Here is a 24425-nt window from a genome sequence, read left to right on the forward strand (position 1 = left end):
TTTTACCCGGAAACCTCTCCGAACCGCATGAACAAGCCGTTGCCAACTCCAATTCCAACTCCTTCTTCATCGCTATTTGCACGCCGCACTCTCATTGCGGCACTTGCCGCCACTCCCATGCTTCCTGCACTGGCCCAGTTCCGGGTCGAAGTGTCGGGCGTCGGGCTGACGCAGCTGCCAATCGCGCTTGTTCCCTTCAAGGGCCAGGAATCCTCCCCGCAGAAAATCTCCGACATCGTCCAGGCCGACCTGGAGCGAAGCGGCCAGTTCCGTGGCGTCGATGCTTCCGGCCAGGCGCTGGACGAAGCATCGCGCCCCGACCTGTCGCTGTGGCGGCAGCGCACCGCCGACTCGCTCGTGGTGGGCAGCGTCAGCCGCCTGGCCGACGGCCGTTTCGACGTGCGTTTCCGCCTGTGGGACGTGGTCAAGGGCCAGGATCTCGGCGGCCAGAGCTACACGGTGCCGCAAGGCGACCTGCGCCTGGCTTCGCACCGCATCGCTGACTACGTCTATGAAAAGCTGACCGGCGAAAAAGGCATCTTCTCGACGCGCATCGCCTACGTCACCAAGGCCGGCAGCCGCTATTCGCTGTGGGTGGCCGACGCCGACGGCGAGAATGCGCAAGCCGCGCTGGCCAGCCCCGAGCCGATCATCTCGCCCTGCTGGTCGTCCAACGGCCAGCAACTGGCGTATGTGTCCTTCGAGTCGCGCAAGCCGGTCGTCTACGTGCACAACGTGGCCAGCGGCCAGCGCCGCCTGCTCGCGAACTTCAAGGGATCGAACAGCGCACCTGCATGGGCACCCGACGGCAATTCGCTCGCGGTCACCCTCAGCCGTGACGGCGGCTCGCAGCTCTTCACCATTCCGGCCGGCGGCGGGGAACCGCGCCGCCTCACGCAAAGCTCGAGCATCGACACCGAGCCGGCGTTCTCGGCCGACGGCAGCACCATCTACTTCGTCAGCGACCGCGGCGGTGCGCCGCAGATCTACAAGATGGGCGCTGGTGGCGGCAACCCGACGCGCGTGACCTTCAGCGGCACCTACAACATTTCTCCGGCTGTCAGCGGCGATGGCCGGTGGTTGGCCTACATCTCCCGTGTGGGAGGTGCATTCAAACTCCATGTGATGGAGTTGGCCACCGGCAATGTCAGCGCCATCACGGACACCACCGCCGACGAGAGCCCGAGTTTTGCCCCGAACAGCAAATTGATCGTCTACGCCACGCAGCTGCAAGGCCGCGAAGCCCTGATGACGACCACTTTGGATGGAAAAATAAAGGCACGACTGGCTGGGCAGGCGGGAGACATAAGAGAACCGGACTGGGGTCCGTTTCAAAAGCAATGATTAGGTTTACTTGAGGAGTTCCAAATGTTGAAACGTACGATCTATTCGCTGGCCATCGTGGCTCTTATTGCCGGTTGCTCGTCGGGCACGAAGCTCAACGAAACGCCGGTGACCGACCGCTCCGGCACCGCCGGCGGCCAGCAGGGTGGCGCTAGCGCCGTGGCTCCCGTGACCATCGATCCGAACGCGGGCACCGCGCAAGGTCCGGTGGGCGTGGCGCGCATCATCTACTTCGATTACGACAGCTACACGGTCAAGCCCGAGTTCCAGTCGGCCATCGACGGTCATGCACGTTTCCTCAAGGCCAACCCGCAGCGCCGCGTGTCGATCGAAGGTCACACCGACGAACGCGGTGGCCGCGAATACAACCTGGCGCTGGGCCAGAAGCGCTCCGAAGCCGTGCGTCGTGCACTGACCCTGCTGGGCGTGAACGACAACCAGATCGAAGCAGTGAGCTTCGGCAAGGAAAAGCCGGCCGTCCAGGGTTCGGGTGAAGAAGTCTGGGCGCAGAACCGTCGCGCCGAAATCACGTACCGCCAGTGATGCACCGCGCTGTGTTGCGAGGCGCGGCGCTGGCTGCCGCCTTGCTTTGTGTCTCGGTGGGGTCGCAGGCCGCGCTGTTCGAGGATGACGAGGCTCGCCGCGCCATCCTCGACTTGCGCCAGCGCGTCGAGGCCATGCGCCAGCAAACCGACCAGCGACTGACCGACGAGAACGGCCAACTGCGTCGCAGCCTGCTCGATCTGCAGAACCAGATCGAGCAGATGCGAGGCGACCTGGCGCGCATGACCGGCCAGAACGAGCAGCTCACGCGCACCGTGAGCGAAATGCAGTCGCGCCAGACCACCCTCGACGACAAGCTCAAGCAGAGCGAGCCTTCGAAGGTGTCGGTGGACGGCCGCGAGTTCAACGCCGATCCGAAGGAAAAGGCCGACTTCGACGCCGCCCTCGGTGTGTTCCGCTCGGGCCAGTTCGCGCAGGCGCAGACCGCGTTCGCCGAATTCGTCAAGCGCTACCCGCAGAGCGGCTACAACGCTTCGGCGCTGTTCTGGCTGGGCAACGCCCAGTACGCCACGCGCAACTACAACGAAGCGATCGCGAATTTCCGCTCGATGCTGTCGCTCGCGCCCGACCATGCCAAGGCCCCCGAGGCCGTGCTGTCGATCGCGAACTGCCAGATCGAACTGAAAGACACGCGCGCCGCTCGCCGCACGCTGGAAGACCTGACCAAGGCCTACCCGCAGTCGGAAGCCGCGCAAGCCGGCCGCGAACGCCTTTCGCGCTTGCGCTGATGCAGGCGGAGCTTTCCGCTTGAGCGCGATCATCACTGCTGCTATCACCACTCCTCCTGCCGCCGCGGATGTCGTCATCGACACCGCGGCGCCTGACCATGCGCGCCGCTTCGGCGGATTGGAGCGCCTGTACGGCGTGGCCGGTGCGGCACGCATCCGCCATGCGCACGTGCTGGTCGTCGGCATCGGCGGGGTGGGGTCGTGGGCGGTCGAGGCGCTGGCACGCAGCGGGGTCGGGCGGCTGACGCTGGTCGACCTGGACCACGTGTCCGAATCGAACATCAATCGCCAGATCCACGCGCTCGATGCGACCGTGGGCCAGGCGAAGGTCGAAGCCATGCGCGACCGCATTGCGCAGATCAACCCGGACTGCAGAGTGCTCGCGGTGGACGAGTTCGTTGAGCCGGGCAACTGGACGAGCGTGCTCGAGGCCGCGCAGGCAGCAAATGGGCCGGTGACAGCCGTCGTCGACGCATGCGACCAGGTGAAGGCCAAGCTGACGATGGCCGCATGGGCACGCGCATCGCGCGCCGCCTTCATCACCGTGGGCGCGGCGGGCGGCAAGCGGCAGGCACACAATGTCGACATCGACGACCTGTCGCTCGTCACGCACGACCCGCTGCTGGCGCAACTGCGCCAGCGCCTGCGCAAAGAGCACGGCGCTCCACGCGAAGGCCGCAAGATCGGTGTGACCTGCGTCTTCAGCCGCGAGAGCGTGGCGCCGCCCGATGCTTCGTGCGCGATCGAAGGCGACGGCTCGCTCAACTGCCACGGTTATGGTTCGGTCGTCAGCGTGACCGCGACTTTCGGCCAATGTGCGGCAGGTTGGGTTCTCGACAAAATCGCCTCAAACCTCACGCTATAATCTTAGGCTTTGCTGGATTCAACGCCGGCAAGAAGCAAAGAATGGTTCCGGGACGTTAGCTCAGTTGGTAGAGCAGCGGACTTTTAATCCGTTGGTCACTGGTTCGAATCCAGTACGTCCTACCAGAACTCCAGAGCGCTCGCCATACAGGCCGAGCGCTCTTTTTTTTGCGGCGGGCCAGCTCGCAATATCAACAGCGCGCGGCCCTCTACGCTCCGCTCAGAGCGCGACCTTCTTGTGTTCGCCGAGATCCTTCGGCGGCTCGCCCGTGATGGCGGCCTTCGCCATCTTGTACAGCTGCACCATCTTGCTGTCGTCCACGTCCCAGTATTCCGCGCCGACCACGGTCACGGCGAGCAGGCCGAGGTTAGGGTCGGTCGGGCCGTTGGGGAACCAGGCCTGCGCCATCTTGTTGAAGAGCGCCTCTTTCTTCGCCTGGTCTTCGAGCAACGCGGCATTGCCCGACACCGACACGTAGCTGTCGTCGTCGGTGTTCGCATACGCGATGTTCACCACCGGGTCGCTGGCGACGTGGCGCGCGATGTCGCCGTTCTTGGGCACGAAGAAGTAGAGCGTGCGCACGTCGTCGCCGTCCTTGTTCTGCGTGGTCAGGGGATGGCTGTGCAGCTGGCCGTCGCCGTGGCGGTGGGTCAGCATGCCGAAGCGGGTGTCCTTGATGAGGTCCCAGAGCTTGCTTTGGTCGTTGGTTGTCGTCGTCATGTCGAAACTCCAGAAAAGTGAAGCTAAAGAAGGGATCGCGATGGATGTGTGCGATCAGGAAGAGATCTCACCGTAAGCGCGCCGCACGCCGCGCCGTGAGGACACACGGCGCACAGCCGTGTGGTCCCACGCCGACAAGACCTGCCAGGGGCAACGCTCGCCGTTGACAATGTCCTCATGCCGCCGCGCCACCGCATCGTTCCCCTCATCGTCGCCTCGCCTCTGTTCCTGCAGAACCTCGACACCTCGGTCATGGCAACGGCGCTGCCGACCATCGCGAGTGCGCTCGATGTGAGCGTGCTGCACCTGAACCTCGCGATCACTTCCTACCTGCTGAGCCTGGCGGTTTTTCTTCCCGTGAGCGGCTGGCTGGCCGAGGGCTTCGGGCCCCGGCGGGTGTTCTGCGTGGCGGTGGCTTTCTTCTCGCTGGGATCGACCCTGTGCGGCGCCGCGCAGACGCTGCCGCAGCTGGTGGCGTTCCGGGTGCTGCAGGGGCTGGGCGGCGCGATGATGCTGCCGGTGGGGCGGCTGATTCTTCTGCGCAGAGTGCCGCCGGCGCAGATGGTGTCGGCCATGGTGTGGTTCACCGTGCCGCCCGCGTTCGGCCGGCTGGCCGGGCCGCTGTTCGGCGGCGCCATCGTCACGCTGGCTTCGTGGCGGTGGATCTTCCTCGTCAACATCCCGTTCGGCCTGCTGGCGATTGCCGGTGCGCTGCGCTTCATCAACGACCTGCCCGAGGACAGCTCGCCGGCGCCCTTCGACATCGAGGGCTTCGTGCTGCTGGCCGTGGGCCTGACGTCGCTGCTCGGCAGCCTGGAGATGGTCGGCAAGTCGCTGCTGCCGGTGCAGGCGATCTGGGCGATGGCGGGCTTCGGCTTGCTGGTGTCGCTGGTGTATCACCTGCGAAGCCGCAACAAGGCAGCGCCGCTGATCGACCTGGGCATCTTGCGGTTCAGTACCTACCGTGCATCGATCATCGGCGGCACGCCACTGCGCATCGCCATCGGTGCCTCGCCGTTCCTGCTGCCGCTGATGTTGCAGCTGGGCTTCGGGCTATCGCCGCTGGCCTCGGGCAGCCTGACGATGGCCACCGCGCTGGGCTCGCTGGCCACGCGCACCCTGATGGCCAAGGCGATCCGCACGATCGGTTTTCGCTCGCTGCTCATCGGCGCGACCTGCCTGACCAGCCTTTGCTACCTGAGCTACGGCCACTTCCGCCCGAGCACCCCGCATGTGCAGATATTCGTCACGCTGATGTTCGGCGGGCTGGTGAACTCGATGGCGATGGTGTCGCTGCAGACCCTCGGCTTTTCGCAGATTCCCAAGCCACGCATGAGCCACGCGGCCACGCTCAACAGCATGGCGCAGCAGCTGTCGCTGAGCCTGGGCGTGACGCTCGGCGCCACGCTGGTGACGCTGGCCGCGTGGTGGAACGGCAGCGGCGCGGATCGGCTCACGGCGGAAGATTTTTCTCCGGCATTTGGCGTAGTGGGGGCGATGACGTTGCTGTCGCTGCTGTCGTTCACCAAGCTGTCGAAGGAGGAGGGGGCGGGCTTGCGCTAGGGCTTTTGCGATTCATTCGCCCCGGGCTGCTCCAGCTTCACCGAAATGCCATAGAGCGCCAGCATCCCCACCATGTGCCCGACCGAAACCCCGGGCTCGCCCGATTCGATGCGCGCGATCGTCTGCACATGAACCCCCAGCCGCGCACCCGCGGCGGCCTGGCCTTCGCCGGCGCTCGTGCGCGCCAGCTTGGCCGCGGCGCCCAGCGCCTTGATGGTCTGGAGGGCGTCTTCCCCGATATCGACTGAAATTCGTTTGCCTTGGGCCATTTGCGCATTGTCTGCCACCGGATGGGCGCGCGGCGCCCGGCGGGCACAATCCAGGGCTACAGCCCCCACATTGCATGCGAATCCACGAACTGAAACGGCGACTCCGGGAAGCCGGCGCGGGCCCCAGCCACGAGCAGCGGATCCTGCGGCTGTGGTCCCATGCGCTGCCGCGCAACAGCGGCAGGCGCCTGCCGGCGAGCTTCTTCCCGTCGTCGCTGATGGAAGCGCTGCCGTCCATCGAAGCCGAGCTCGCCGGGCTGGCGCGCATCCATGCGGTCCACCCGGGCGCCGACGGTTCCGAGCGGCTGCTGGTCGCGCTCGCGGACGGCCAGACCGTCGAAAGCGTGCTGCTGCCGCGCGACGGCCTCTGCGTGTCCTCGCAGGTCGGTTGTGCCGTGGGGTGCCAGTTCTGCATGACGGGCCGCGACGGCCTGCTGCGCCAGGTGGGCAGCGCCGAGATCATTGCCCAGGTGGCGCTCGCGCGCATGCGCCGGCCGGTGCGCAAGGTGGTGTTCATGGGCATGGGCGAGCCGGCCCACAACCTGGACAACGTGCTGGAAGCCATCGAGCTGCTCGGCACCGTGGGCAACGTCGGCCACAAGAACCTGGTGTTCTCCACCGCGGGCGATCCGCGCGTGTTCGAGCGGCTGCTGCAGGAGCGCGTGAGGCCCGCGCTGGCGCTTTCGCTGCACACCACCAAGGCCGAGCTGCGCCGGAAGCTGCTTCCGCGCGCGCCAAACATGACGCCGGAAGAACTGGTCGCCGAAGGCGAACGCTATGCGCGGGCCACGGGCTACCCGATCCAGTACCAGTGGACGCTGCTCGAAGGCGTGAACGACGGGCAGGACGAGATCGACGGCATCGTGCGGCTGCTTTCCGGCAAGTACTGCGTGCTGAACATGATTCCGTTCAACGCGGTCGACGGCGTGGCGTTCAGCCGGCCTTCCTGGGAACGCTGCGAGCAGATGGCTCGCACGCTGCACGAGCGCGGCATCCTGACCAAGCTGCGCAATTCGGCGGGGCAGGATGTCGACGGCGGCTGCGGCCAGCTGAGGGCGCGCGCCGCCGAAGTGGCCGCAGTGGCTGAAGTGCGGGTCGCGATGCCGACAAGAGGCGCGAACCGCAAATAGCCGCCGAAGAGCCCGCCGACGCTGGCGCCCTCCACGAAGTCTCCCAGATTGGCCGCGATCATCGCGTTGCCCGTTCGATTCCTCCGGCGGGCACCTCCCTCCACAGGCCCTTTGCGAGATGGGGGCCATTCAGCCCGCCTTCGTGCGGGCTGCTTTTTTTTGGGGGTTCAGGCATCCGCCACTGCGTAGGGCGTGAACCGGCTTTCGTTCTCGTTCACGTCCAGCGGCCGCCCGATGAACGGAAACGCCCGCTGCGGGCAGGCCACGCGCTCGCACACCTTGCAGCCCATGCCGATGGGGGTGGGCACGTCCTGGTCGGTCAGGTCCAGGCCCTTGGAATAGATCAAGCGCGGCGCATGGCGAATGTCGCATCCCAGGCCGATGGCGAAGGTCTTGCTGGGCGAGGCGAAGCCGCGCTGCCCGTGCGACACCGTTCGCGCCACCCACAGGTAGGTGCGCCCGTCGGGCATGCGCGCGAGCTGCCGCAGCACGCGCCCGGGCTGCGCGAAGGCTTCGTACACGTTCCACAGCGGGCAGGTGCCGCCGGTCTTCGAGAAGTGGAAGTGCGTGGCCGACTGCCGCTTGGAGATGTTGCCGGCGCGGTCCACGCGAATGAAGAAGAAGGGCACGCCGGGTGCCCCGGGCCGCTGCATGGCGCTCAGGCGATGGCAGATGGTCTCGAAGCCGACGCCGAAGCGGCGCGCCAGCAGGTCGATGTCGTAGCGCAGGGTTTCCGCGGCCTTCAGGAAAAGGCCGTAGGGCAGCAGCACGGCGCTGGCGAAGTAGTTCGCGAGGCCGATGCGGGCCAGCGCGTGCGTGGGGGCGTCGTTGAAGCTGGCGCTCTGCAGCAGTGATTCGATCAGCGTCGTCTGCTCCAGCAGAGCCAGTTGGGTTGCCAGCTGGAACGACTGCTGGCCGGGCTCCAGGCTGCCCGACAGGCGAAGCACGCGGCTGGCGGGGTCGTAGCGGCGCTGGCTGTCGATGGCGTCGTCGTCCGTGGGCACCACGCGCACGCCGTGCTGGTTCATGAGCCGCGACTGCAGCCATTCGGACAGCGAGCCGCCGTGGCCGCGCGCCTCGTCCGCGAGCTTTTCCGCGAGCAGGTCCAGTTCCTCGAAATGGTTCTGGTGGGCGAAGAAGAAGTCGCGCACCGCCTCGAAGGGCATGGGACGCGCATTCGTCAGTTCGCCCCGGCCGTCGCCGAGTTCGCCGGCCATGATCTCCAGGCGCTCCATCGCTTCCTGGTGGCGGCGGTGCAGCGCGAGCAGCGCGCGCGCCACCGCGGGCATCTGCGAGGCCACTTCGCGCAGCTCGGGCAGGGCGACGGCTTCTCCGCCGGGGTTGTCGGCCAGCGCGTCGCGCATGCTCGAGACGAGCCGGGCTTCCTCGTCTTCCGAGAACTGCTGCACGTCGACGCCGAGCGTGCGGCTGATCTTCAGTAGCACGGCCACGGTCAGCGGCCGCTGGTTCTGCTCCAGCTGGTTGAGGTAGCTGGGCGACAGGCCCAGCGCCTGGGCAAGCGCCACCTGCGTCATGCCGCGTTCGGCGCGCAGCTTGCGCAGTCGCACGCCCATGAATGTCTTGCTCATCGTGAAGCTCCTTCGGAATGCGCGCCGTTTTGCGAAACCTGTGCATTCGCAAGATTTGCAAAACAGGGCTTTCTCATTCGCAATGATTGGCTAATTCAGTCCTTCATTATGGCCACGCATTTGCGTAAATTGCGAACCATGACAAACCAGGACGCGGCGCTCGAACTCATGGAAATCGTGTTCCCGGAGCACGCCAACCACTACGGCACGCTGTTCGGCGGCAACGCGCTGATGCTGATGTCCAAGGCGGCCTTCCTGGCGGCGCGCGCCTTCGCGCAGGCCGACGTGGTCATGGCCGGCTGCGGCGACGCGCAGTTCCTCGCACCCGTGCCGGTCGGCAGCGTGCTGCGGCTGCGCGCGTGGGTCAGCCGGCAGGGCCGCAGCTCGCTCACGGTCAGCGTCACCGGCACCTTCGAGCGACCGGGGCAGCCGGCGCGCGAGGCGCTGCGCTCCTTCTTCGAGATGGTCGTCGTCGACAAGAGCGGACGGCCCACGCGCATACCCAAGGCATATCCAGCACACCCGAATCCGGAAAAGGAAGAAGCATGAACGACACCGCAACCCTCGCCGCCCCCGGCTTCAAGCCCAAGAAATCCGTAGCGCTGTCCGGCGTGGCCGCCGGCAACACCGCGCTGTGCACGGTCGGGCGAACCGGCAACGACTTGCACTACCGCGGCTACGACATCCTCGACATCGCGCAGGTCTGCGAGTTCGAGGAAATCGCGCACCTGCTGGTGCACGGCAAGCTGCCCACGGCGGCGGAACTGCGCGCCTACAAGGCCAGGCTCAAGTCGATGCGCGGCCTGCCCGCGAGCCTGAAGGAAGCGCTGGAGCAACTGCCCGCCGGCGCCCACCCGATGGACGTGATGCGCACCGGCGTCTCGTCGCTGGGATGCATGCTCCCCGAGAAGGAAGACCACAACCTGCCCGGCGCCCGCGACATCGCCGACCGGCTGATGGCGTCGCTGGGCTCGATGCTGCTGTACTGGTACCACTGGTCGACGCAGGGCAGGCGCATCGACGTGGAGACCGACGACGACTCGATCGGCGCGCACTTCCTGCACCTGCTGCACGGGCGCAAGCCCTCGGCGAGCTGGGAGCGGGCGATGCACACGTCGCTCAACCTCTACGCCGAGCACGAGTTCAACGCCTCCACCTTCACCGCGCGCGTGGTGGCCGGCACCGGCTCCGACATGTACTCGGCCATCACCGGCGCCATCGGTGCGCTGCGCGGCCCCAAGCATGGCGGCGCCAACGAGGTGGCCTTCGAGATCCAGAAGCGCTACGACTCGCCCGACGAAGCCGAGGCCGACATCCGCCGCCGCGTGGAGGCGAAGGAAGTGGTGATCGGCTTCGGCCACCCGGTCTACACCGTGAGCGATCCGCGCAACGTGGTCATCAAGGGCGTGGCGAAGTCGCTGTCCGAAGAGGCCGGCTCGACCAAGATGTTCGACATTGCCGAGCGGCTGGAGGGCGTGATGTGGGAGGTCAAGAAGATGTTCCCCAACCTCGACTGGTTCAGCGCCGTGAGCTACCACATGATGGGCGTGCCCACGGCCATGTTCACGCCGCTGTTCGTCATCGCGCGCACCTCGGGATGGGCCGCGCACATCATCGAGCAGCGCATCGACAACAAGATCATCCGGCCCAGCGCCAACTACACCGGGCCGGAAGACCTGAAGTTCGCGCCGATCCAGGATCGGAAGTAAAACTCGAGAAGAGACAAGAGAGAAAGCAGGTCCGCACGCGATGTGCGGGCCCGAGCGCCGCCCCATGAACAAGCAATACCGCAAGCAGCTTCCCGGCACCTCGCTGGACTATTTCGACGCGCGCGAAGCCGTCGAGGCCATCCGCCCGGGCGCCTGGGCCACGCTGCCCTACACCTCGCGCGTGCATGCCGAGAACCTCGTGCGCCGCTGCGATCCGGCCATCCTCCGGCAGAGCCTGACGCAGATCGTCGAGGGCAAGAGGGAACACGATTTCCCGTGGTTCCCTGCACGCGTGGTGTGCCACGACATCCTCGGCCAGACTGCGCTGGTCGACCTGGCCGGCCTGCGCGACGCCATTGCCCGGCAGGGCGGGGACCCGGCCCAGGTGAACCCGGTGGTGCCGGTGCAGCTCATCGTCGACCATTCGCTGGCGGTGGAGTGCGGCGGCTTCGACCCCGATGCCTTCGAGAAGAACCGCGCCATCGAAGACCGGCGCAACGAAGACCGCTTCCACTTCATCGAGTGGACGAAGCTGGCCTTCAAGAACATGGAGGTGATACCGCCGGGGAACGGGATCATGCATCAGATCAACCTGGAGCGGATGTCGCCCGTGGTGCATGCGCAGGACGGCGTGGCCTTCCCCGACACGCTGGTCGGCACCGACAGCCACACGCCGCACGTGGATGCGCTGGGCGTTGTCGCCATCGGCGTGGGCGGGCTGGAGGCCGAGAACGTGATGCTGGGCCGCGCCTCTTGGATGCGCCTGCCCGTCATCGTCGGCGTGAAGCTCTCTGGTCGGCCGCAGCCTGGCATCACCGCCACCGACGTGGTGCTGGCGCTGACCGAGTTCCTGCGCAAGTCGAAGGTGGTGGGGGCGTACCTGGAGTTTCATGGGGAGGGCGCCTCGAGCCTCACGCTCGGCGACCGCGCGACCATCTCGAACATGGCGCCCGAATACGGCGCCACCGCGGCCATGTTCGCCATCGACCCGCAGACCATCGACTATCTGCGCCTCACAGGCCGTGCCGACGAGCAGGTGCGGCTGGTCGAGACCTACGCCAGGCACACCGGCCTGTGGGCCGACGCGCTGAAAGACGCGCAGTACGAACGCGTGCTGCAGTTCGACCTTTCCACGGTCGTGCGCAACATGGCCGGCCCTTCGAACCCGCATGCGCGCGTGGCCACCGCCGACCTCGCGGCCCGTGGCATTGCCGCGCCGTGGAAGGACGAGCCGGGCCGCATGCCCGACGGCGCGGTGATCATCGCGGCCATCACCAGCTGCACCAACACCAGCAACCCGCGCAACGTGATCACCGCCGGCCTGCTGGCGCGCAACGCCAACCGCGTCGGCCTTGCCCGCAAGCCCTGGGTCAAGTCGTCGCTGGCGCCCGGCTCCAAGGCCGTGACGCTGTACCTGCAGGAAGCCGGCCTCATGGGCGAGCTGGAAAAACTCGGTTTCGGCGTGGTGGCCTATGCCTGCACCTCGTGCAACGGTATGTCGGGCGCGCTCGACCCCGTCATCCAGCAGGAGATCGTCGAGCGCGACCTTTACGCGACGGCCGTGCTCTCGGGCAACCGCAACTTCGACGGGCGCATCCACCCGTATGCGAAGCAGGCGTTTCTTGCCTCGCCGCCGCTGGTGGTGGCGTATGCCATTGCCGGCACGGTGCGCTTCGACATCGAGAAAGATGTGCTGACCGTGATCGACGGCAGGGAGATTCGCCTGAAGGACATCTGGCCGGCCGACGAAGAGATCGACGCCATCGTGAAGTCGAGCGTCAGGCCCGAGCACTTCCGCCAGGTGTATGAACCGATGTTCGCCATCCAGCCTGACACCGGCGAGAAGGTGACGCCGCTGTACGACTGGCGCGCCGCGTCCACCTACATCCGCCGCCCGCCGTACTGGGAAGGCGCGCTGGCCGGCCAACGCACGCTCAGCGGCATGCGTCCGCTGGCGGTGCTGCCGGACAACATCACCACCGACCACCTGTCGCCGTCCAACGCGATCATGATGGACAGCGCGGCCGGCGAGTACCTGCACAGGATGGGCCTGCCCGAGGAAGACTTCAATTCCTACGCCACCCACCGCGGCGACCACCTCACCGCGCAGCGCGCCACCTTCGCCAACCCCACGCTCAGGAACGAGATGGTGCGCAACGCCGACGGCACGGTGCGGGACGGCTCGCTGGCGCGCGTGGAGCCGGAAGGGCAGGTCATGCGCATGTGGGAGGCCATCGAGACCTACATGCAGCGCAAGCAGCCGCTCATCATCGTGGCCGGGGCCGACTACGGCCAGGGCTCGTCGCGCGACTGGGCCGCCAAGGGCGTGCGGCTGGCGGGGGTGGAAGCCATTGCGGCGGAGGGCTTCGAGCGCATCCACCGCACCAACCTGATCGGCATGGGCGTGCTGCCGCTGGAGTTCAAGCCCGGCACCAACCGCCTGACGCTGGGCCTGGACGGCACAGAGACCTACGACGTGACCGGCGACCGCAAGCCGCGCGCCGAGCTCATCCTCGTCATCCACCGCCGCAACGGCCAACGGCTCGACGTGCCCATGACCTGCCGACTCGACACTGCCGAGGAAGTGTCGATCTACGAAGCCGGCGGCGTCCTGCAGCGCTTCGCGCAGGACTTCCTGGCTTCTACCAAGGCTGCCTCCGCGGCCTCCTGAACCGACAGAACCGACAATCACACGCATCATGGCTTCCGCACCACAGATCAGGATTCCCGCCACCTACATGCGCGGCGGCACCAGCAAGGGCGTGTTCTTCCGCCTGCAGGACCTGCCCGAGGCGGCCCGGGTGCCCGGCAAGGCGCGCGACGCACTGCTGCTGCGCGTCATCGGCAGCCCCGACCCCTACGGCAAGCAGATCGACGGCATGGGCGCCGCCACCTCGAGCACGAGCAAGACGGTCATCCTCTCGAAGAGCGAGCGGCCGGGCCACGACGTGGACTACCTGTTCGGCCAGGTGTCGATCGACCAGCCCTTCGTCGACTGGAGCGGCAACTGCGGCAACCTCTCGGCCGCCGTCGGGCCCTTCGCCATCAGCAACAGCCTGATCGACGCAGAGCGGGTTCCGCGCAACGGCGTGGCGGTGGTGCGCATCTGGCAGGCCAACATCGGCAAGACCATCGTGGCGCACGTGCCCATGACCGACGGCGAGGTTCAGGAAACCGGCGGCTTCGAACTCGACGGCGTGACCTTCCCGGCGGCCGAAGTGCAGCTCGAATTCATGGACCCCGCGGCGGAAGAAGAGGGCGCTGGCGGTGCGATGTTCCCCACCGGCCAGCTTGTCGACGAACTGGAGGTTCCGGGCGTCGGCACGCTGCGGGCAACGATGATCAACGCCGGCATCCCGACCATCTTCGTCAATGCGGAAGCCATCGGCTACACCGGCACCGAACTGCAGGACGCGATCAACGGCGACCCCGCCGCGCTGGCCAGGTTCGAGGCCATACGCGCCCACGGCGCGGTGCGCATGGGCCTCATCAGGCACATCGGCGAAGCGGCCGGCCGGCAGCACACGCCCAAGGTCGCGTTCGTGGCAAAGCCCGCGTGCTACACCGCCTCCAGCGGCAAGCAGGTGGGCGCGGGCGATGTCGACCTGCTGGTGCGCGCGCTGTCCATGGGCAAGCTGCACCACGCCATGATGGGCACGGCGGCCGTGGCCATCGGCACGGCCGCCGCCATTCCGGGCACGCTGGTGAACCTTGCGGCCGGCGGCGGCGAGCGCGAGGCCGTGCGCTTCGGTCATCCTTCGGGCACCTTGCGCGTGGGTGCGCAGGCGAGCAAGGTGGACGGCGAATGGCAAGTGACCAAGGCGGTCATGAGCCGCAGCGCCCGCGTGCTGATGGAAGGCTGGGTACGCGTGCCCGGCGACGCCATCTGACCTCTCCTTTTTTCATCGACTCATACACAGGAAAAACCGATGTCGACTCGCAAGACCCTCCGATCCCTGGCCGAGGCGCGCCGCGGCGTGCTGGTGCCGGGGGCCTTCAACGCACTGTCGGCGCGCGTGATCGAAGACCTGGGCTTCGAAGCCATCTACGTCACCGGCGCGGGCGTCACCAACATGTGGTTCGGCCTGCCCGACCAGGGCTTCATGGGCCTGCACGAAATCGCCGACCACACCGCGCGCATCCGCGACGCGGTCGGCCTGCCGCTGATCGTCGATGCCGACACCGGCTTCGGCAATGCGCTCAACGTGCGCCACACGGTGCGCGTGCTCGAGCGAGCGGGCGCCGACTGCATCCAGCTCGAGGACCAGGTCGCGCCCAAGCGCTGCGGTCATTTTTCGGGCAAGGACGTGATCTCCACCGAGGAAGCGGTGAACAAGATCAAGGCCGCCGTCGATGCGCGCACCGACGCCGACCTGCTCATCATGGCCCGCACCGACGCAGCCGCCACCCTGGGCTTCGAGGCCGCCATCGAGCGTGCGCAGAAGTTCAGCGAGGCCGGCGCCGACATCCTGTTCGTGGAGGCCGTGACCACGGCCGACGAAATCCGCTCGCTGCCGAAGCGGCTGAACAAGCCGCAGCTCATGAACATGGTGATCGGCGGCAAGACGCCGATCTTCGGCGCCGAGGAACTGGCCGGCCTGGGCTACGGCATCGTGCTGTACGCCAATGCGGCGCTGCAGGGCGCGGTCGCAGGCATGCAGAAGGCGCTGACGGTGCTGCGCGAGACCAGGCGCGTGGACGAAGACCCGGCGCTGGTCGTGCCCTTCGCCGAGCGCCAGCGGCTGGTGGGCAAGCCCGAGCTGGACGCGCTCGAAAAGCGCTACGCGAGCTGAGGAAGCGGCTACAGTCGCCCGTTCCTCATCTCCGGCCGGCTCGTCGTGCGGCCTCCGACCTTTCCGATGCGCACCTCCATTTCTCTTCCCGTCCTCGTCCTGGCCGCGGCATTGGCCACAGGTTGCGTCACTCGCGCGGCGCCTCGCTACACACCGCTCGGCAACGGCGTCTTCAAGTCGCCGACCGCGCAGGATGCCGAGAACTACTGCCGCAACTTCGGCGCGCCGATGCGCTTCCTGGCCAACCAGGGGGCGGAAGACCCGGCCAGGCGCGTTTCCGAGGGCGAGGTGTTCTACCGCTGCGACTGAAGCAAAAAAAAGCCCGCGGCCTTCTCGACTGCGGGCTTCTTCATGCCGGATGAATGGATGAGCCCGGCGCTCAGGCCTCCGGCGCCACGCTGCCCGGCAGTGCGGGCGCGCCGTTGGCGTTGCGTTTCTCTTCGTCTTCCTTGTCTTCCTTCTGGTGCCGCGCCGCGATGGCCAAGTACATCGCGGGCACCACGAACAGCGTGAACAGCGTGCCGATCGACAGCCCGCTGAAGATCACGATGCCCATCGCCTTGCGGCCGGCGGCGCCCGCGCCCGAGGCAATCACCAGCGGCAGCACGCCGAACACCATCGCGGCCGTGGTCATCAGGATCGGGCGCAGCCGGGTGCCGGCCGCCTCGACGATGGCGTCGAGCTTGCTCAGGCCCTGCTTCTGCAGCCGGTTGGCCACTTCGACGATCAGGATGCCGTGCTTGCTGATGAGGCCCATCAGCGTCACCAGGCCCACCTGCGTGTAGATGTTCATCGAGGCGAAGCCCCAGAAGATGAAGATCATGGCGCCGAAGAGCGCGAGCGGCACCGACACCAGGATCACCACCGGGTCGCGGAAGCTCTCGAACTGCGCCGACAGCGCCAGGAACACGATGATCAGCGCGAACACGAAGGTGACGGCGAAGTTGCCCGACTCCTGCACGAATTGGCGCGACTGGCCCGAGTAGTCCACCGAATAGCCGCTCGGCGCCAGCTGCTGCACCACGCCGCGCAGGTACTCCAGCGTCTCGCCCTGGGTGCCGCTGGGCACGCCCTGGATGGTCACCGAGTTGAGCTGCTGGAAGTGGTTGACCGTTTCCGGCTGCACCGAGTACTTCAGGCTCGCCACGGTGCTCGCGGGCACCACGCCGTTGGGCGTCTTGATGTAGAAGTTGAGCACATCCGACGGATTGAGCCGGTCGACCTGCTGCACCTGCGGAATCACCTTGTAGGAGCGCCCCGAGATCGAGAAGTAGTTGACGTAGCCGCCGCCCAGCGCCGCGCCCATCGCGTTGCCCACGTCCTGCTGGGTGATGCCCAGCGTGGCGATCTTGTCGCGGTCGACCACCACGGTGGCCTGCGGCAGGTCGATCTTCAGGTCGGCGTCGATGTAGTAGAACTTGCCGTCGGCGCGCGCCTTGTCCATGACCTGCTGCGCGAGCGTGTTGAGGTTCTCGAACGGCTCGGTCGTCTTGATGACGAACTGCACCGGCAGGCCCGAGGCGCCCGGCAGCGCCGGGAACTGGAAGGCCACCACCTTGGCGCCGGCAATGCCGTTCCAGCGCTTCTGCAGGTCGGTCTGGATGTCGTGCGCGCTGCGGGTGCGCTCGTCCCAGGGCTTGAGCAGCACGCCGGCAATGCCCGCGTTGGTGCTGGGCACGCCGGTGAGCTGGAACAGCTGCGCGTATTCGGGCGTGTCGTGCGCGACCTTGAAGATCTGGTCGGCGTACGTCTGCATCTGGTTGATGGTGGCCGTGGGCGCGCCCACCACCTGCGACAGCACGATGCCCTGGTCTTCCTCGGGCGCGAGCTCCGACTTCGACATCTTGAACATCACGAACAGCAGCGCCACCAGGATCACGCCCATGACGATCATCACCGGCCAGGTCTTGAGCACGCTGCGCAGGATGAGCTGGTAGCGGTGGTGCACCCGCTCGAAGATGTGCTCGATCTTCATCGCGAACTTGCCGCTGTCCTGCTCGGGCTTGAAGAAGCGCGAGCACATCATCGGCGACAGCGTGAGCGCCACGATGCCCGACACCACCACCGAGCCGGCGAGCGTGAACGCGAACTCGGTGAAGAGCGATCCGGTCAGCCCGCCCTGGAAGCCGATGGGCACGTACACCGCCACCAGCACCACCGTCATGGCAAGAATGGGCCCGCCCAGCTCCCGCGCCGCGAGCAGCGAGGCCTGCATGGGCGACTTGCCCTCCCGCATGTGCCGGTCGACGTTCTCCACCACGATGATCGCGTCGTCCACCACCAGCCCGATCGCCAGCACCAGCGCCAGCAGCGTGAGCAGGTTGATGGAGTAGCCCAGCACCAGCATGATGAAGAAGGTGCCGATGAGCGACAGCGGCATCGCAATCACGGGCACCACCACCGCGCGGAAGCTGCCCAGGAACAGGTAGATCACCACCGTCACGATGACCAGCGCCTCGACCAGCGTCTTGATCACTTCGCTGATGGAGGTGTTGATGAAGTCGGTCGAGTCATAGACGATCTTGCCCGTCAGCCCCGAGGGCAGCTGCGACTGCAGGTCGGGGAACACGGTGCGCACCTGCTTGGCCACGTCCAGGATGTTGGCCTCCGGCGCTACCTTGATGCCGATGAACACCGAGCGCACGCCGTTGAAGGCCACGTTGAAGTCGTAGTTCTCCGAGCCCAGCGTCACGTTGGCCACGTCCTGCAGCCGCACGATGGCGCCGTTGCTGCTCTTGATGGACAGCTGCTTGAACTCGTCCACGCTGTGCAGCGAGGTGCCGGCCGTGAGCGGCACGCTCACCATCTGGCCCTTGCTCTGGCCGACGGCGGCCAGATAGTTGTTGGCCGAGAGCGCCGCGCTCACGTCGGTGGCGGTCACGCCGAAGGCGGCCATCTTCTGCGCGTCCAGCCAGGCGCGCAGCGCGAAGGTGCGCGCACCCAGGATTTCCGCGGTCTGCACGCCCGCAATGGCGTTCAGCTTGGGCTGCACCACGCGCACCAGGAAGTCGGTCACGTTGTTGTTGGGCAGCGTGTCGCTGTAGAAGCCGATGTACATCGCGTCGGTCGTCTGGCCCGTGGCCACGGTGAGCACCGGCTGCTGCGCCTGCGGCGGCAGCTGGTTGCGCACGGAATTGACCTGCGTGTTGATCTCGGTCAGCGCGCGGTTGGAGTCGTAGTTCAGCCGCAGCGTGGCGGTGATGGTCGACACGCCCAGGCTGCTCGATGACGACAGGTAGTCGATGCCCTGCGCCTGAGACACGGCGGCTTCGAGCGGCTGCGTGATGAAGCCCGCGACCGTGGCCGCGTCCGCGCCGTAGTAGGCGGTGCTGATGGTGACCACGCCGTTCTCGGTCTTGGGGTACTGGTTGACGGGCAGGCCCGCCAGCGCGCGCAGCCCCAGCACCACGATCAGCAGGCTCACCACCATCGCCAGCACCGGCCGGCGGATGAAGATGTCGGTGAAGTTCATGCGCGGGGCCTCACTTTTCCTGCGGCGTCGGCGCCGGGTCGTTCGATGGCTTGACGCTGTTGTCCACCGTGACCGGCGTGCCGTTCTTCAGCTTGTTCTGCCCGCTGCTCACCACCACCTGGCCGGCTTGCAGGCCCTTGACGATGGCGATCTGGTCGCCGCGCGTCGGGCCGGTCTCGATGAAGATCTGCTGCGCCACGAGCTGGGGCTTGCCGGAGGCGTCGGTGGCGCTCGCCGGTGCCGGCGTGCCTGGCGTGCCGGGCGTGCCGGGCGTGCCGGCCTTGGGCGGATCGGCCGGCTTCACCACGTACACGGTCGAGCCGTAGGGGTTGTAGGTCACGGCGGTGGAGGGCAGCGTCAGGTATTCCTGCATGCCGCCGATGTCGATCTTCACGTTCGCGAACATGCCCGGCAGCAGCACCTGCCTGGGGTTGGCGATGGTGGCCTCCACCTGCACGTTGCGCGTGGCGGCGTCCACCTTGGGGCTGATCGCGTTGATCTTGCCGCTGAAGCTCTGGCCCGGGAAGGTGTCGACCCTGAGGTTCACCACCTGGCCGACCGCGAGCCCTGCGAGCTGCTGCTGCGGCAGCGTGAAGTCGACGTAGATCGGGTCCAGCGTCTGCAGCGTGACCAGCTTGTCGCCCGCGTTCACGTACTGTCCGGGGTTGAGCCCGCTGATGCCCAGGCGGCCCGCGAAGGGCGCGCGGATCGACTTCTTGGCCACGACGGCGGCCTGCTGCTCCACCTGCGCGCGCTTGGCCTTCAGGTCGTTGGTGTCGGCGTCGATCTGCGCCTGGCTCACGGCCTGCACCGCCAGCTGCGCCTGGTCGCGCTTGAGCACGGTGGCGGCCTGCGCGGCGGCGGCTTCGGCGGAGTGCAGCAGGGCGATGTCGGAGTCGGCATTGAGCTCGACCAGCAGCGCGCCGGCCTTCACGTCCTGGCCCGACTTGAAGTGCACGGTGCGCACCAGGCCCGCGACTTCGGTGCTCAGGTCGGCGCCGCGCACCGGGTTGAGCGTGCCGACGGCGGTGAACTGCGACTGCCACTGCAGCTTCTGCACTTCGGCGGTCGACACGGTCTGCGGACCCGGCTTGGGCACGGCCGCAATCAGCGCGCGGATCTGCAGGAACTTGCCGAGCGCCAGCGCGGCGACCAGCAGCAGCACGCAGCCGATCATGATGATCATTCTCCGGGTCATGGGTAGGCTTCTCTTCGAGTTATGGATGAGGGGTTGGGCGCGGCGGCAGGGGAGTGGGGTGCCGCCGCGGGGTCGATGGGGTCAGTTGCGGACCGGGGCCGCGGTTGCCGCAGCGGGCGTGGCGGGCACGGTCGGCGCCAGGGTCGCGTTGGCCAGCTCGGCGCGGTTCCACCAGCCGCCCCCCAGCGCCTGGAAGAGCGCGGCGGTGTCGGCATAGCGCGCGGCCTGCGCCTGCACCAGCGCGGTGTGCGTCTGCAGCCAGGCCTGCTGCGCGGTGAGCAGCGTGACGTAGCTCACCGCGCCGGCGCGGAACTGCGCGGTCGACAGGTCGAGCGACTGCCTGGCGAGCGATTCGGCCGCGGCCTGGTTCTGCAGCGCGATGGCGTCGAGCTCCAGCGCGCGCAGCGCGTCGGCCACGTTCTGGAAGGCGCCGAGCACGGTGTTGCGGTACTGCGCCGCCGCCGAGTCGTAGGCCGCCACCGCGGCGCGTTGCTGCGCCCGCAATGCGCCGCCGTTGAAGATCGGCTGCGTGAGCCCTGCGCCGATGCTCCACAGCGTGGTCGGGCCGGTGAACAGGTCGCGCGCGCGCAGCGCGTTGTTGCCGTAGCTCGCGCTCAGCTGGATCTGCGGATAGAGGTTGGCGGTGGCCACGCCGACGGCCGCGCTGGCCTGGTGCAGCTGCGCTTCGCTGGCGCGCACGTCGGGCCGCTGGCGCGCGAGTTCGGAGGGCAGCGAGAGCGGCAGCACCTGCGGCAGCGTGAGGCTGGCGAGGTCGAATTCGGGCAGGCCCGCCTCGGACGGCAGCCGGCCGGCGAACACCGCGAGCTGGTGGCGGGTTTGCGCCAGCGCCTTCTCGATGGGCGGCAGGGTGGCCTGGGTCTGCGCCACCTGCGTGCGCTGCTGCAGCACGATGGACTTGGGGATCGCGCCGGTGTCGAACTGCTTTTCGATCACGTTGAGCTGCTCGGTCTGCGCCTGCAGCACTTCGCGCGCGGCCTGCAGCTGCGCGCGCAGCGAGGCTTCGCGGATGGCGGTGGTCACCAGGTTGGAGGTGAGCGTGAGGTACACCGCCTCCACCTGGTAGCGCTGCGTGTCGACGGCGGCCTGCGCGCCTTCTATCTGGCGGCGCGTGCCGCCGAACACGTCGAGGTTGTAGGAGACGTTGACGCTGGCGTTGTACAGCGTGAGCAACTGGCCGCCGGGCACCTGGCTGGTGATTTCGGAAGCGCGCTCGCGCTGCGCGCCGAGCTGGGCCGAGACCTGCGGCCACAGGCTGCCGGTCCTGGCCTCGTAGGTGGCCTCGGCCTGGCGCAGCGCAGCCTGGGCCGACGCGAGCGTGGGACTCTGGGCCAGCGATGCGCGGATCAGCCGGTCGAGCGGCTCGGAGCGGAACACGTCCCACCACTGGGCCGGAATGTCGCGGCCGGCCACCAGCTCCTGTGCCTCGCCGGCCGGGCCTTCGGCCTGCGCCGTGCGCGCGGGCACCGGCGCGGGCGTGTAGTCAGGCCCCTGGGCGGCGGCGGGCAGCTCCGGGGTCTTGAAGTCCGGGCCGACCGCGCAGGCGCCCAGCAGCAGGGCGGTGCCGAGCAGGGCACCTTGAACGGGCCACCTGGCGAGCCGGCGCGCGGCAACCGCGCGCGGCTCGACGGGGTGATCCTCCGACGCTTTGTTTTCTTGGATATGCATGGGGCAGCGGTTGTACACCCGGAAACGCCGGGAGACCTGACTCTTTCGTGAATCTCGCAGCAATCGCTTCGTGCCGCGAGGCCGGCGCGACGAAATTGGTGTTACCCGGCGCGAAATGCATCGGCGCGGCGTCAAGTGCGGGCGGACGCAGCCGGCTTTTTTATCGCCGGGGCCGAATCTGTTGTGCACATGGCGCCGTACTGATCGCAGCCGCCGCGATTTTCACGGGGGTCCATTCAACAACCTGGAGCATTTCCATGCAACGCAAACTTCATCGTCTCGCAGCCGTCACTCTCGCATTCGCCATGTCCGCCGGTGCCGTTTCGGCCATCGCGGCATCGGTCATGGTGGGCGGTGCACCGATGCTGCCGACCAAGGACATCATCGACAACGCCGTCAATTCGAAGGACCACACCACGCTGGTGGCCGCCGTCAAGGCCGCGGGCCTGGTCGACACCCTCAAGGGCCCGGGCCCGTTCACCGTGTTCGCTCCCACCAACGCGGCCTTCGCCGCCTTGCCGGCCGGCACCGTCGACACCCTGCTCAAGCCCGAGAACAAGGACGCGCTGACCGGCGTGCTGACCTACCACGTGGTGTCGGGCAAGCTCGACGCGGCCGAGCTCAAGAAGGAAATCAAGGCCGGCAAGGGCTCCGCCGAGTTGAAGACCGTGGCCGGCGGCGTGCTCGTGGCCAAGGAAAAGGGCGGCAAGATCATGATCACCGACGAAAAGGGCGGTACCGCCACGGTGACGATCCCCAACGTCTACCAGTCGAACGGCGTGATCCACGTCGTGAACAAGGTGCTGCTGCCCAAGTAAGGCAGCGCGGGAGAAGAATTAGCCGGAAATTAGATTCCGGCGAGGTCAGGTTGCAAGCAGGTTCGCAAGCGATATTCAAGTTTCTCCCTGTGGCCTGCAATCCTCTGATCCTCCCTCCTCCAGCAGGTCACCTTGAAGCCCGCCTTCGTGCGGGCTTTTTTTTGCCCGCCGTTCGTGCGGTCAGCGCGGCCAGGGCGGCCAGGGCGGCCAGGGCGGCCAGGGCGGCCAGCGCGGTCAGTCCTCGTCTTCCCACTTGCCGATGACCGTGCCCAGCACGGTGAAGGCGGTGCGTATGGGCTCGTGCCTCGGGTTCAGCGGCAGCAGCCAGCGGCGCCCGTCTTCTTCCTTGTAGACCTTGCAGGTGACTTCGCCGGTGTCCTCCAGCCTGGCGACGATGCGCTCGCCGTCGGCCGGCGTCCTGAGCTGGGTGTCGACGAAGATGATCGACTCGGCGGGGTAGCTCTTGAGGTGGCCGCTGGGCGCGGTCATGCTGTCGCCGCGCATGCGCAGCGCGTAGGTCTGCAGGCTATGGTGGGCAATGCACGGAATCCAGCGCTCGGCCCGGGGCTGGTCCGAAACTTCGCGGCTGTCCCAGCGTGCGGCATCCGTCCACTCGATGAGCGGCACGGTCTGCGGGGTGCGCGGGTTGTACGAAGGGCCCGCGGGCGGCGTGCGGGTCACGCGGTAAGGGCCGGGCGGCTCGTTGGCGCGGTCGCGTGCGGGGCGGACCTGGTCTTCGTCCCAGGGCGCGGGGCCGTCGCCGGTGTCGAGCCAGTTCGGGTCGGCACGGTAGGCGCGCGCCAGTGCGAGCACGCTCATCGAACGGCTGGTGTCGCCGCGCTCGATCTTCGAAATGCTCGACTGCTTGACGCCCGACACGGCTTCCGCCTGCTTCTGCGTCATCTTCGCGAATTTGCGCGCTGCAAGGGCGCGGCTGGCAATGCTGTCCATGCGCCGGGATTTAAGCTCAAATGAATATTCTGCGTGGACTCTAGAATATGAAAAACAGGGAGGAAATTGCCGTGAAACCACGCGAGTTGGTACAGGCGCTGAGAGCCATGGGGCTCACGCAGAAGCAGATCGAGGCGAGAACAGGTATTCCGCAGCCGACGATCAGCAAGATCGGCCTCGGGCGGGTGCGCGACGTGATGTCGCGCCACTACCTGGCGCTGTTGAAGGTCTATGAGCAGGAGGTGACGGGCCAGCTCGTGCAGCCGGCCCGGGTCTACACGCCGCGCAAGCGGGCCGGCGAGTGAAGCGGTGCGCCGCCTTCCATTGCCGTCGGGGCCGCGCCTCGACCGCGTGTTGTGCGTGCTGCTGGCGCTGCTGTCGGCCTTGTCCTTGATCTACGGGCTGTGCGCCGCGAGGCCGGCCTTTTCGGGCGCGGGCGTGTTCGGCCTGGCCGGTGCGCTGCAGGCCGCGATGGTGCTGCTGGACGGCGATGCGCTCAGGCGCTCGCGTGCGGTTCGGGCGGCGTTAAGGCGAGAGTGGCGCTGACGCGCACGCAGTCCTTGATGTGCTGCTCGCCCAGCGCGCGCAGCGCGGCATAGCCGAGCGCCGCCGAAACGATCTGCCCGGCGATGGGAACGTATTTGGTCGCCTGCTTGGCCGTCAGGCGCACGCCCGCATGCTTGGCCAGCCGGATCAGCAGGTCGCGCGTGACCAGCCGCCCCACCAGCAGGGCGCCCACCGTGGTGGCTGCTTTCTGGATGCGCTCGCGCTGGCGCGGCGCGAGCCGTTCGACCTGGGTGACCGACAGGCCGAACTCGGCGCTGATCTGCGGCACCAGCCGCGAGAGCAGCGCCGCGTCGGCCATCCAGTCGACGCCGGGCAGGGGCACGGCGCTGGCCGCGGCCGCCATGAGGGCCTTGCGGCCGATCAGCCGGCGCGCGCGGTACACGGCGGCGACGAGCTTCTCGTCACCCCGGGCCAGTTCGATGGCAGACGGCATCCAGTGCCCCTTTCAGGTTCCAGGTT

General features: G+C 67.4%; 23 protein-coding genes and 1 tRNA gene. 16 read left to right on the plus strand and 8 right to left on the minus strand.

Annotated features, from left to right (window positions below; all coding sequences use genetic code 11):
- Nucleotides 1-27: 27 nt before the first annotated feature.
- From tolB to QRN67_RS02365, 5 genes are all read left to right on the plus strand, one after another.
- Nucleotides 28-1344: a Tol-Pal system beta propeller repeat protein TolB gene (gene tolB / locus QRN67_RS02345; protein WP_081270500.1), complete on the plus strand. Its 1317-nt coding sequence runs from the start codon at nucleotides 28-30 to the stop codon at nucleotides 1342-1344.
- A gap of 24 nt (nucleotides 1345-1368) precedes the next feature.
- Nucleotides 1369-1887, plus strand: coding sequence for a peptidoglycan-associated lipoprotein Pal (gene pal / locus QRN67_RS02350; RefSeq protein ID WP_106934644.1), 519 nt, complete (start codon nucleotides 1369-1371; stop codon nucleotides 1885-1887).
- Nucleotides 1887-2636, plus strand: coding sequence for a tol-pal system protein YbgF (gene ybgF, locus QRN67_RS02355; RefSeq protein ID WP_081270502.1), 750 nt, complete (start codon nucleotides 1887-1889; stop codon nucleotides 2634-2636). The genes pal and ybgF overlap by 1 nt, the downstream gene beginning before the upstream one ends.
- 19 nt (nucleotides 2637-2655) lie before the next feature.
- On the plus strand, nucleotides 2656-3501 hold the full coding sequence (locus tag QRN67_RS02360) for a tRNA threonylcarbamoyladenosine dehydratase (RefSeq protein WP_503010851.1): 846 nt from the start codon (nucleotides 2656-2658) through the stop codon (nucleotides 3499-3501).
- A gap of 49 nt (nucleotides 3502-3550) precedes the next feature.
- Nucleotides 3551-3626 (plus strand) — tRNA-Lys (locus QRN67_RS02365).
- Nucleotides 3627-3720: 94 nt separating this feature from the next.
- Here the strand turns inward: QRN67_RS02365 and QRN67_RS02370 are convergent.
- On the minus strand, nucleotides 3721-4221 hold the full coding sequence (locus QRN67_RS02370; RefSeq protein ID WP_106934642.1) for a pyridoxamine 5'-phosphate oxidase family protein: 501 nt from the start codon (nucleotides 4219-4221) through the stop codon (nucleotides 3721-3723).
- 177 nt (nucleotides 4222-4398) lie between these two features.
- Here QRN67_RS02370 and QRN67_RS02375 point away from each other — a divergent pair, with 177 nt between their 5' ends.
- Nucleotides 4399-5784 (plus strand): MFS transporter, encoded by a 1386-nt coding sequence (locus tag QRN67_RS02375; protein ID WP_285410227.1) that lies wholly within the window; start codon nucleotides 4399-4401, stop codon nucleotides 5782-5784.
- Here QRN67_RS02375 and QRN67_RS02380 read toward each other — a convergent pair.
- Entirely contained in the window at nucleotides 5781-6053 is a 273-nt protein-coding gene (locus QRN67_RS02380; protein WP_106934640.1) for a helix-turn-helix domain-containing protein, read from the minus strand. The two genes, QRN67_RS02375 and QRN67_RS02380, sit on opposite strands and share 4 nt — an antisense overlap.
- A 74-nt stretch (nucleotides 6054-6127) precedes the next feature.
- Between QRN67_RS02380 and QRN67_RS02385 the strand changes: the two genes are divergently transcribed.
- The gene (locus QRN67_RS02385; protein ID WP_285410229.1) at nucleotides 6128-7183 is read left to right on the plus strand and encodes an RNA methyltransferase; all 1056 of its coding nucleotides are present in this window, start codon (nucleotides 6128-6130) and stop codon (nucleotides 7181-7183) included.
- A 167-nt stretch (nucleotides 7184-7350) separates the two neighbouring features.
- Here the strand turns inward: QRN67_RS02385 and QRN67_RS02390 are convergent, their stop codons facing one another.
- Nucleotides 7351-8772 (minus strand): short-chain fatty acyl-CoA regulator family protein, encoded by a 1422-nt coding sequence (locus QRN67_RS02390; protein ID WP_285410231.1) that lies wholly within the window; start codon nucleotides 8770-8772, stop codon nucleotides 7351-7353.
- Between the two features lie 138 nt (nucleotides 8773-8910).
- Between QRN67_RS02390 and QRN67_RS02395 the strand changes: the two genes are divergently transcribed.
- The 6 genes from QRN67_RS02395 to QRN67_RS02420 all read left to right on the plus strand — a co-directional run bounded on the left by QRN67_RS02395 (nucleotide 8911) and on the right by QRN67_RS02420 (nucleotide 15583).
- Nucleotides 8911-9321, plus strand: coding sequence for an acyl-CoA thioesterase (locus QRN67_RS02395; RefSeq protein WP_285410233.1), 411 nt, complete (start codon nucleotides 8911-8913; stop codon nucleotides 9319-9321).
- Nucleotides 9318-10481 carry a bifunctional 2-methylcitrate synthase/citrate synthase gene (gene prpC, locus QRN67_RS02400; RefSeq protein WP_285410235.1) on the plus strand — a complete coding sequence of 388 codons (1164 nt, stop codon included), beginning with the start codon at nucleotides 9318-9320 and terminating at the stop codon, nucleotides 10479-10481. The genes QRN67_RS02395 and prpC overlap by 4 nt, the downstream gene beginning before the upstream one ends.
- Nucleotides 10482-10545: 64 nt before the next feature.
- Complete coding sequence (gene acnD / locus QRN67_RS02405) at nucleotides 10546-13152, plus strand: Fe/S-dependent 2-methylisocitrate dehydratase AcnD (RefSeq protein WP_285410236.1); 2607 nt, start codon at nucleotides 10546-10548, stop codon at nucleotides 13150-13152.
- 28 nt (nucleotides 13153-13180) lie between these two features.
- The gene (gene prpF, locus QRN67_RS02410; RefSeq protein WP_285410237.1) at nucleotides 13181-14371 is read left to right on the plus strand and encodes a 2-methylaconitate cis-trans isomerase PrpF; all 1191 of its coding nucleotides are present in this window, start codon (nucleotides 13181-13183) and stop codon (nucleotides 14369-14371) included.
- 39 nt (nucleotides 14372-14410) lie between these two features.
- Entirely contained in the window at nucleotides 14411-15274 is an 864-nt protein-coding gene (locus tag QRN67_RS02415) for an isocitrate lyase/PEP mutase family protein (protein ID WP_285410238.1), read from the plus strand.
- Between the two features lie 66 nt (nucleotides 15275-15340).
- On the plus strand, nucleotides 15341-15583 hold the full coding sequence (locus QRN67_RS02420) for a hypothetical protein (RefSeq protein ID WP_285410240.1): 243 nt from the start codon (nucleotides 15341-15343) through the stop codon (nucleotides 15581-15583).
- Between the two features lie 70 nt (nucleotides 15584-15653).
- Here QRN67_RS02420 and QRN67_RS02425 read toward each other — a convergent pair whose 3' ends face one another.
- The 3 genes from QRN67_RS02425 to QRN67_RS02435 all read right to left on the minus strand — a co-directional run bounded on the left by QRN67_RS02425 (nucleotide 15654) and on the right by QRN67_RS02435 (nucleotide 21630).
- Nucleotides 15654-18746, minus strand: coding sequence for an efflux RND transporter permease subunit (locus tag QRN67_RS02425; protein WP_285410242.1), 3093 nt, complete (start codon nucleotides 18744-18746; stop codon nucleotides 15654-15656).
- A gap of 10 nt (nucleotides 18747-18756) precedes the next feature.
- Entirely contained in the window at nucleotides 18757-19944 is a 1188-nt protein-coding gene (locus QRN67_RS02430) for an efflux RND transporter periplasmic adaptor subunit (protein WP_285410244.1), read from the minus strand.
- An 81-nt stretch (nucleotides 19945-20025) separates the two neighbouring features.
- The gene (locus QRN67_RS02435) at nucleotides 20026-21630 is read right to left on the minus strand and encodes an efflux transporter outer membrane subunit (RefSeq protein WP_285410245.1); all 1605 of its coding nucleotides are present in this window, start codon (nucleotides 21628-21630) and stop codon (nucleotides 20026-20028) included.
- A gap of 257 nt (nucleotides 21631-21887) precedes the next feature.
- On the opposite strand from QRN67_RS02435, the gene QRN67_RS02440 reads away from it, so the two are divergent.
- Nucleotides 21888-22448: a fasciclin domain-containing protein gene (locus QRN67_RS02440; RefSeq protein ID WP_081270516.1), complete on the plus strand. Its 561-nt coding sequence runs from the start codon at nucleotides 21888-21890 to the stop codon at nucleotides 22446-22448.
- Between the two features lie 234 nt (nucleotides 22449-22682).
- Here QRN67_RS02440 and QRN67_RS02445 read toward each other — a convergent pair whose 3' ends face one another.
- A complete protein-coding gene (locus QRN67_RS02445; RefSeq protein ID WP_285410246.1) occupies nucleotides 22683-23399 on the minus strand; it encodes a helix-turn-helix domain-containing protein in 717 nt (238 codons plus the stop codon).
- Between the two features lie 71 nt (nucleotides 23400-23470).
- On the opposite strand from QRN67_RS02445, the gene QRN67_RS02450 reads away from it, so the two are divergent.
- Both QRN67_RS02450 and QRN67_RS02455 read left to right on the plus strand, forming a co-directional pair.
- Nucleotides 23471-23704, plus strand: a complete 234-nt coding sequence (locus tag QRN67_RS02450; RefSeq protein ID WP_285410247.1) for a helix-turn-helix domain-containing protein — start codon at nucleotides 23471-23473, stop codon at nucleotides 23702-23704.
- A 4-nt stretch (nucleotides 23705-23708) separates the two neighbouring features.
- On the plus strand, nucleotides 23709-23945 hold the full coding sequence (locus tag QRN67_RS02455) for a hypothetical protein (protein ID WP_155742639.1): 237 nt from the start codon (nucleotides 23709-23711) through the stop codon (nucleotides 23943-23945).
- Here the strand turns inward: QRN67_RS02455 and QRN67_RS02460 are convergent.
- Nucleotides 23896-24399 (minus strand): hypothetical protein, encoded by a 504-nt coding sequence (locus tag QRN67_RS02460; RefSeq protein WP_285410248.1) that lies wholly within the window; start codon nucleotides 24397-24399, stop codon nucleotides 23896-23898. The genes QRN67_RS02455 and QRN67_RS02460 overlap by 50 nt on opposite strands.
- Nucleotides 24400-24425 lie beyond the last annotated feature (26 nt).

It is taken from the genome of Variovorax sp. efr-133-TYG-130, from assembly GCF_030208835.1.
Classification (GTDB): domain Bacteria; phylum Pseudomonadota; class Gammaproteobacteria; order Burkholderiales; family Burkholderiaceae_C; genus Variovorax.

Bases quoted from the DNA above. Each gene is read 5' to 3' on its own strand.
- tolB (WP_081270500.1), top strand. From the start codon at position 28: ATGAACAAGCCGTTGCCAACTCCAATTCCAACTCCTTCTTCATCGCTA.
- pal (WP_106934644.1), top strand. From the start codon at position 1,369: ATGTTGAAACGTACGATCTATTCGCTGGCCATCGTGGCTCTTATTGCC.
- ybgF (WP_081270502.1), top strand. From the start codon at position 1,887: ATGCACCGCGCTGTGTTGCGAGGCGCGGCGCTGGCTGCCGCCTTGCTT.
- QRN67_RS02370 (WP_106934642.1), bottom strand. From the start codon at position 4,221: ATGACGACGACAACCAACGACCAAAGCAAGCTCTGGGACCTCATCAAG.
- QRN67_RS02375 (WP_285410227.1), top strand. From the start codon at position 4,399: ATGCCGCCGCGCCACCGCATCGTTCCCCTCATCGTCGCCTCGCCTCTG.
- QRN67_RS02380 (WP_106934640.1), bottom strand. From the start codon at position 6,053: ATGGCCCAAGGCAAACGAATTTCAGTCGATATCGGGGAAGACGCCCTC.
- QRN67_RS02385 (WP_285410229.1), top strand. From the start codon at position 6,128: ATGCGAATCCACGAACTGAAACGGCGACTCCGGGAAGCCGGCGCGGGC.
- QRN67_RS02390 (WP_285410231.1), bottom strand. From the start codon at position 8,772: ATGAGCAAGACATTCATGGGCGTGCGACTGCGCAAGCTGCGCGCCGAA.
- QRN67_RS02395 (WP_285410233.1), top strand. From the start codon at position 8,911: ATGACAAACCAGGACGCGGCGCTCGAACTCATGGAAATCGTGTTCCCG.
- prpC (WP_285410235.1), top strand. From the start codon at position 9,318: ATGAACGACACCGCAACCCTCGCCGCCCCCGGCTTCAAGCCCAAGAAA.
- acnD (WP_285410236.1), top strand. From the start codon at position 10,546: ATGAACAAGCAATACCGCAAGCAGCTTCCCGGCACCTCGCTGGACTAT.
- prpF (WP_285410237.1), top strand. From the start codon at position 13,181: ATGGCTTCCGCACCACAGATCAGGATTCCCGCCACCTACATGCGCGGC.
- QRN67_RS02415 (WP_285410238.1), top strand. From the start codon at position 14,411: ATGTCGACTCGCAAGACCCTCCGATCCCTGGCCGAGGCGCGCCGCGGC.
- QRN67_RS02420 (WP_285410240.1), top strand. From the start codon at position 15,341: ATGCGCACCTCCATTTCTCTTCCCGTCCTCGTCCTGGCCGCGGCATTG.
- QRN67_RS02425 (WP_285410242.1), bottom strand. From the start codon at position 18,746: ATGAACTTCACCGACATCTTCATCCGCCGGCCGGTGCTGGCGATGGTG.
- QRN67_RS02430 (WP_285410244.1), bottom strand. From the start codon at position 19,944: ATGACCCGGAGAATGATCATCATGATCGGCTGCGTGCTGCTGCTGGTC.
- QRN67_RS02435 (WP_285410245.1), bottom strand. From the start codon at position 21,630: ATGCATATCCAAGAAAACAAAGCGTCGGAGGATCACCCCGTCGAGCCG.
- QRN67_RS02440 (WP_081270516.1), top strand. From the start codon at position 21,888: ATGCAACGCAAACTTCATCGTCTCGCAGCCGTCACTCTCGCATTCGCC.
- QRN67_RS02445 (WP_285410246.1), bottom strand. From the start codon at position 23,399: ATGGACAGCATTGCCAGCCGCGCCCTTGCAGCGCGCAAATTCGCGAAG.
- QRN67_RS02460 (WP_285410248.1), bottom strand. From the start codon at position 24,399: ATGCCGTCTGCCATCGAACTGGCCCGGGGTGACGAGAAGCTCGTCGCC.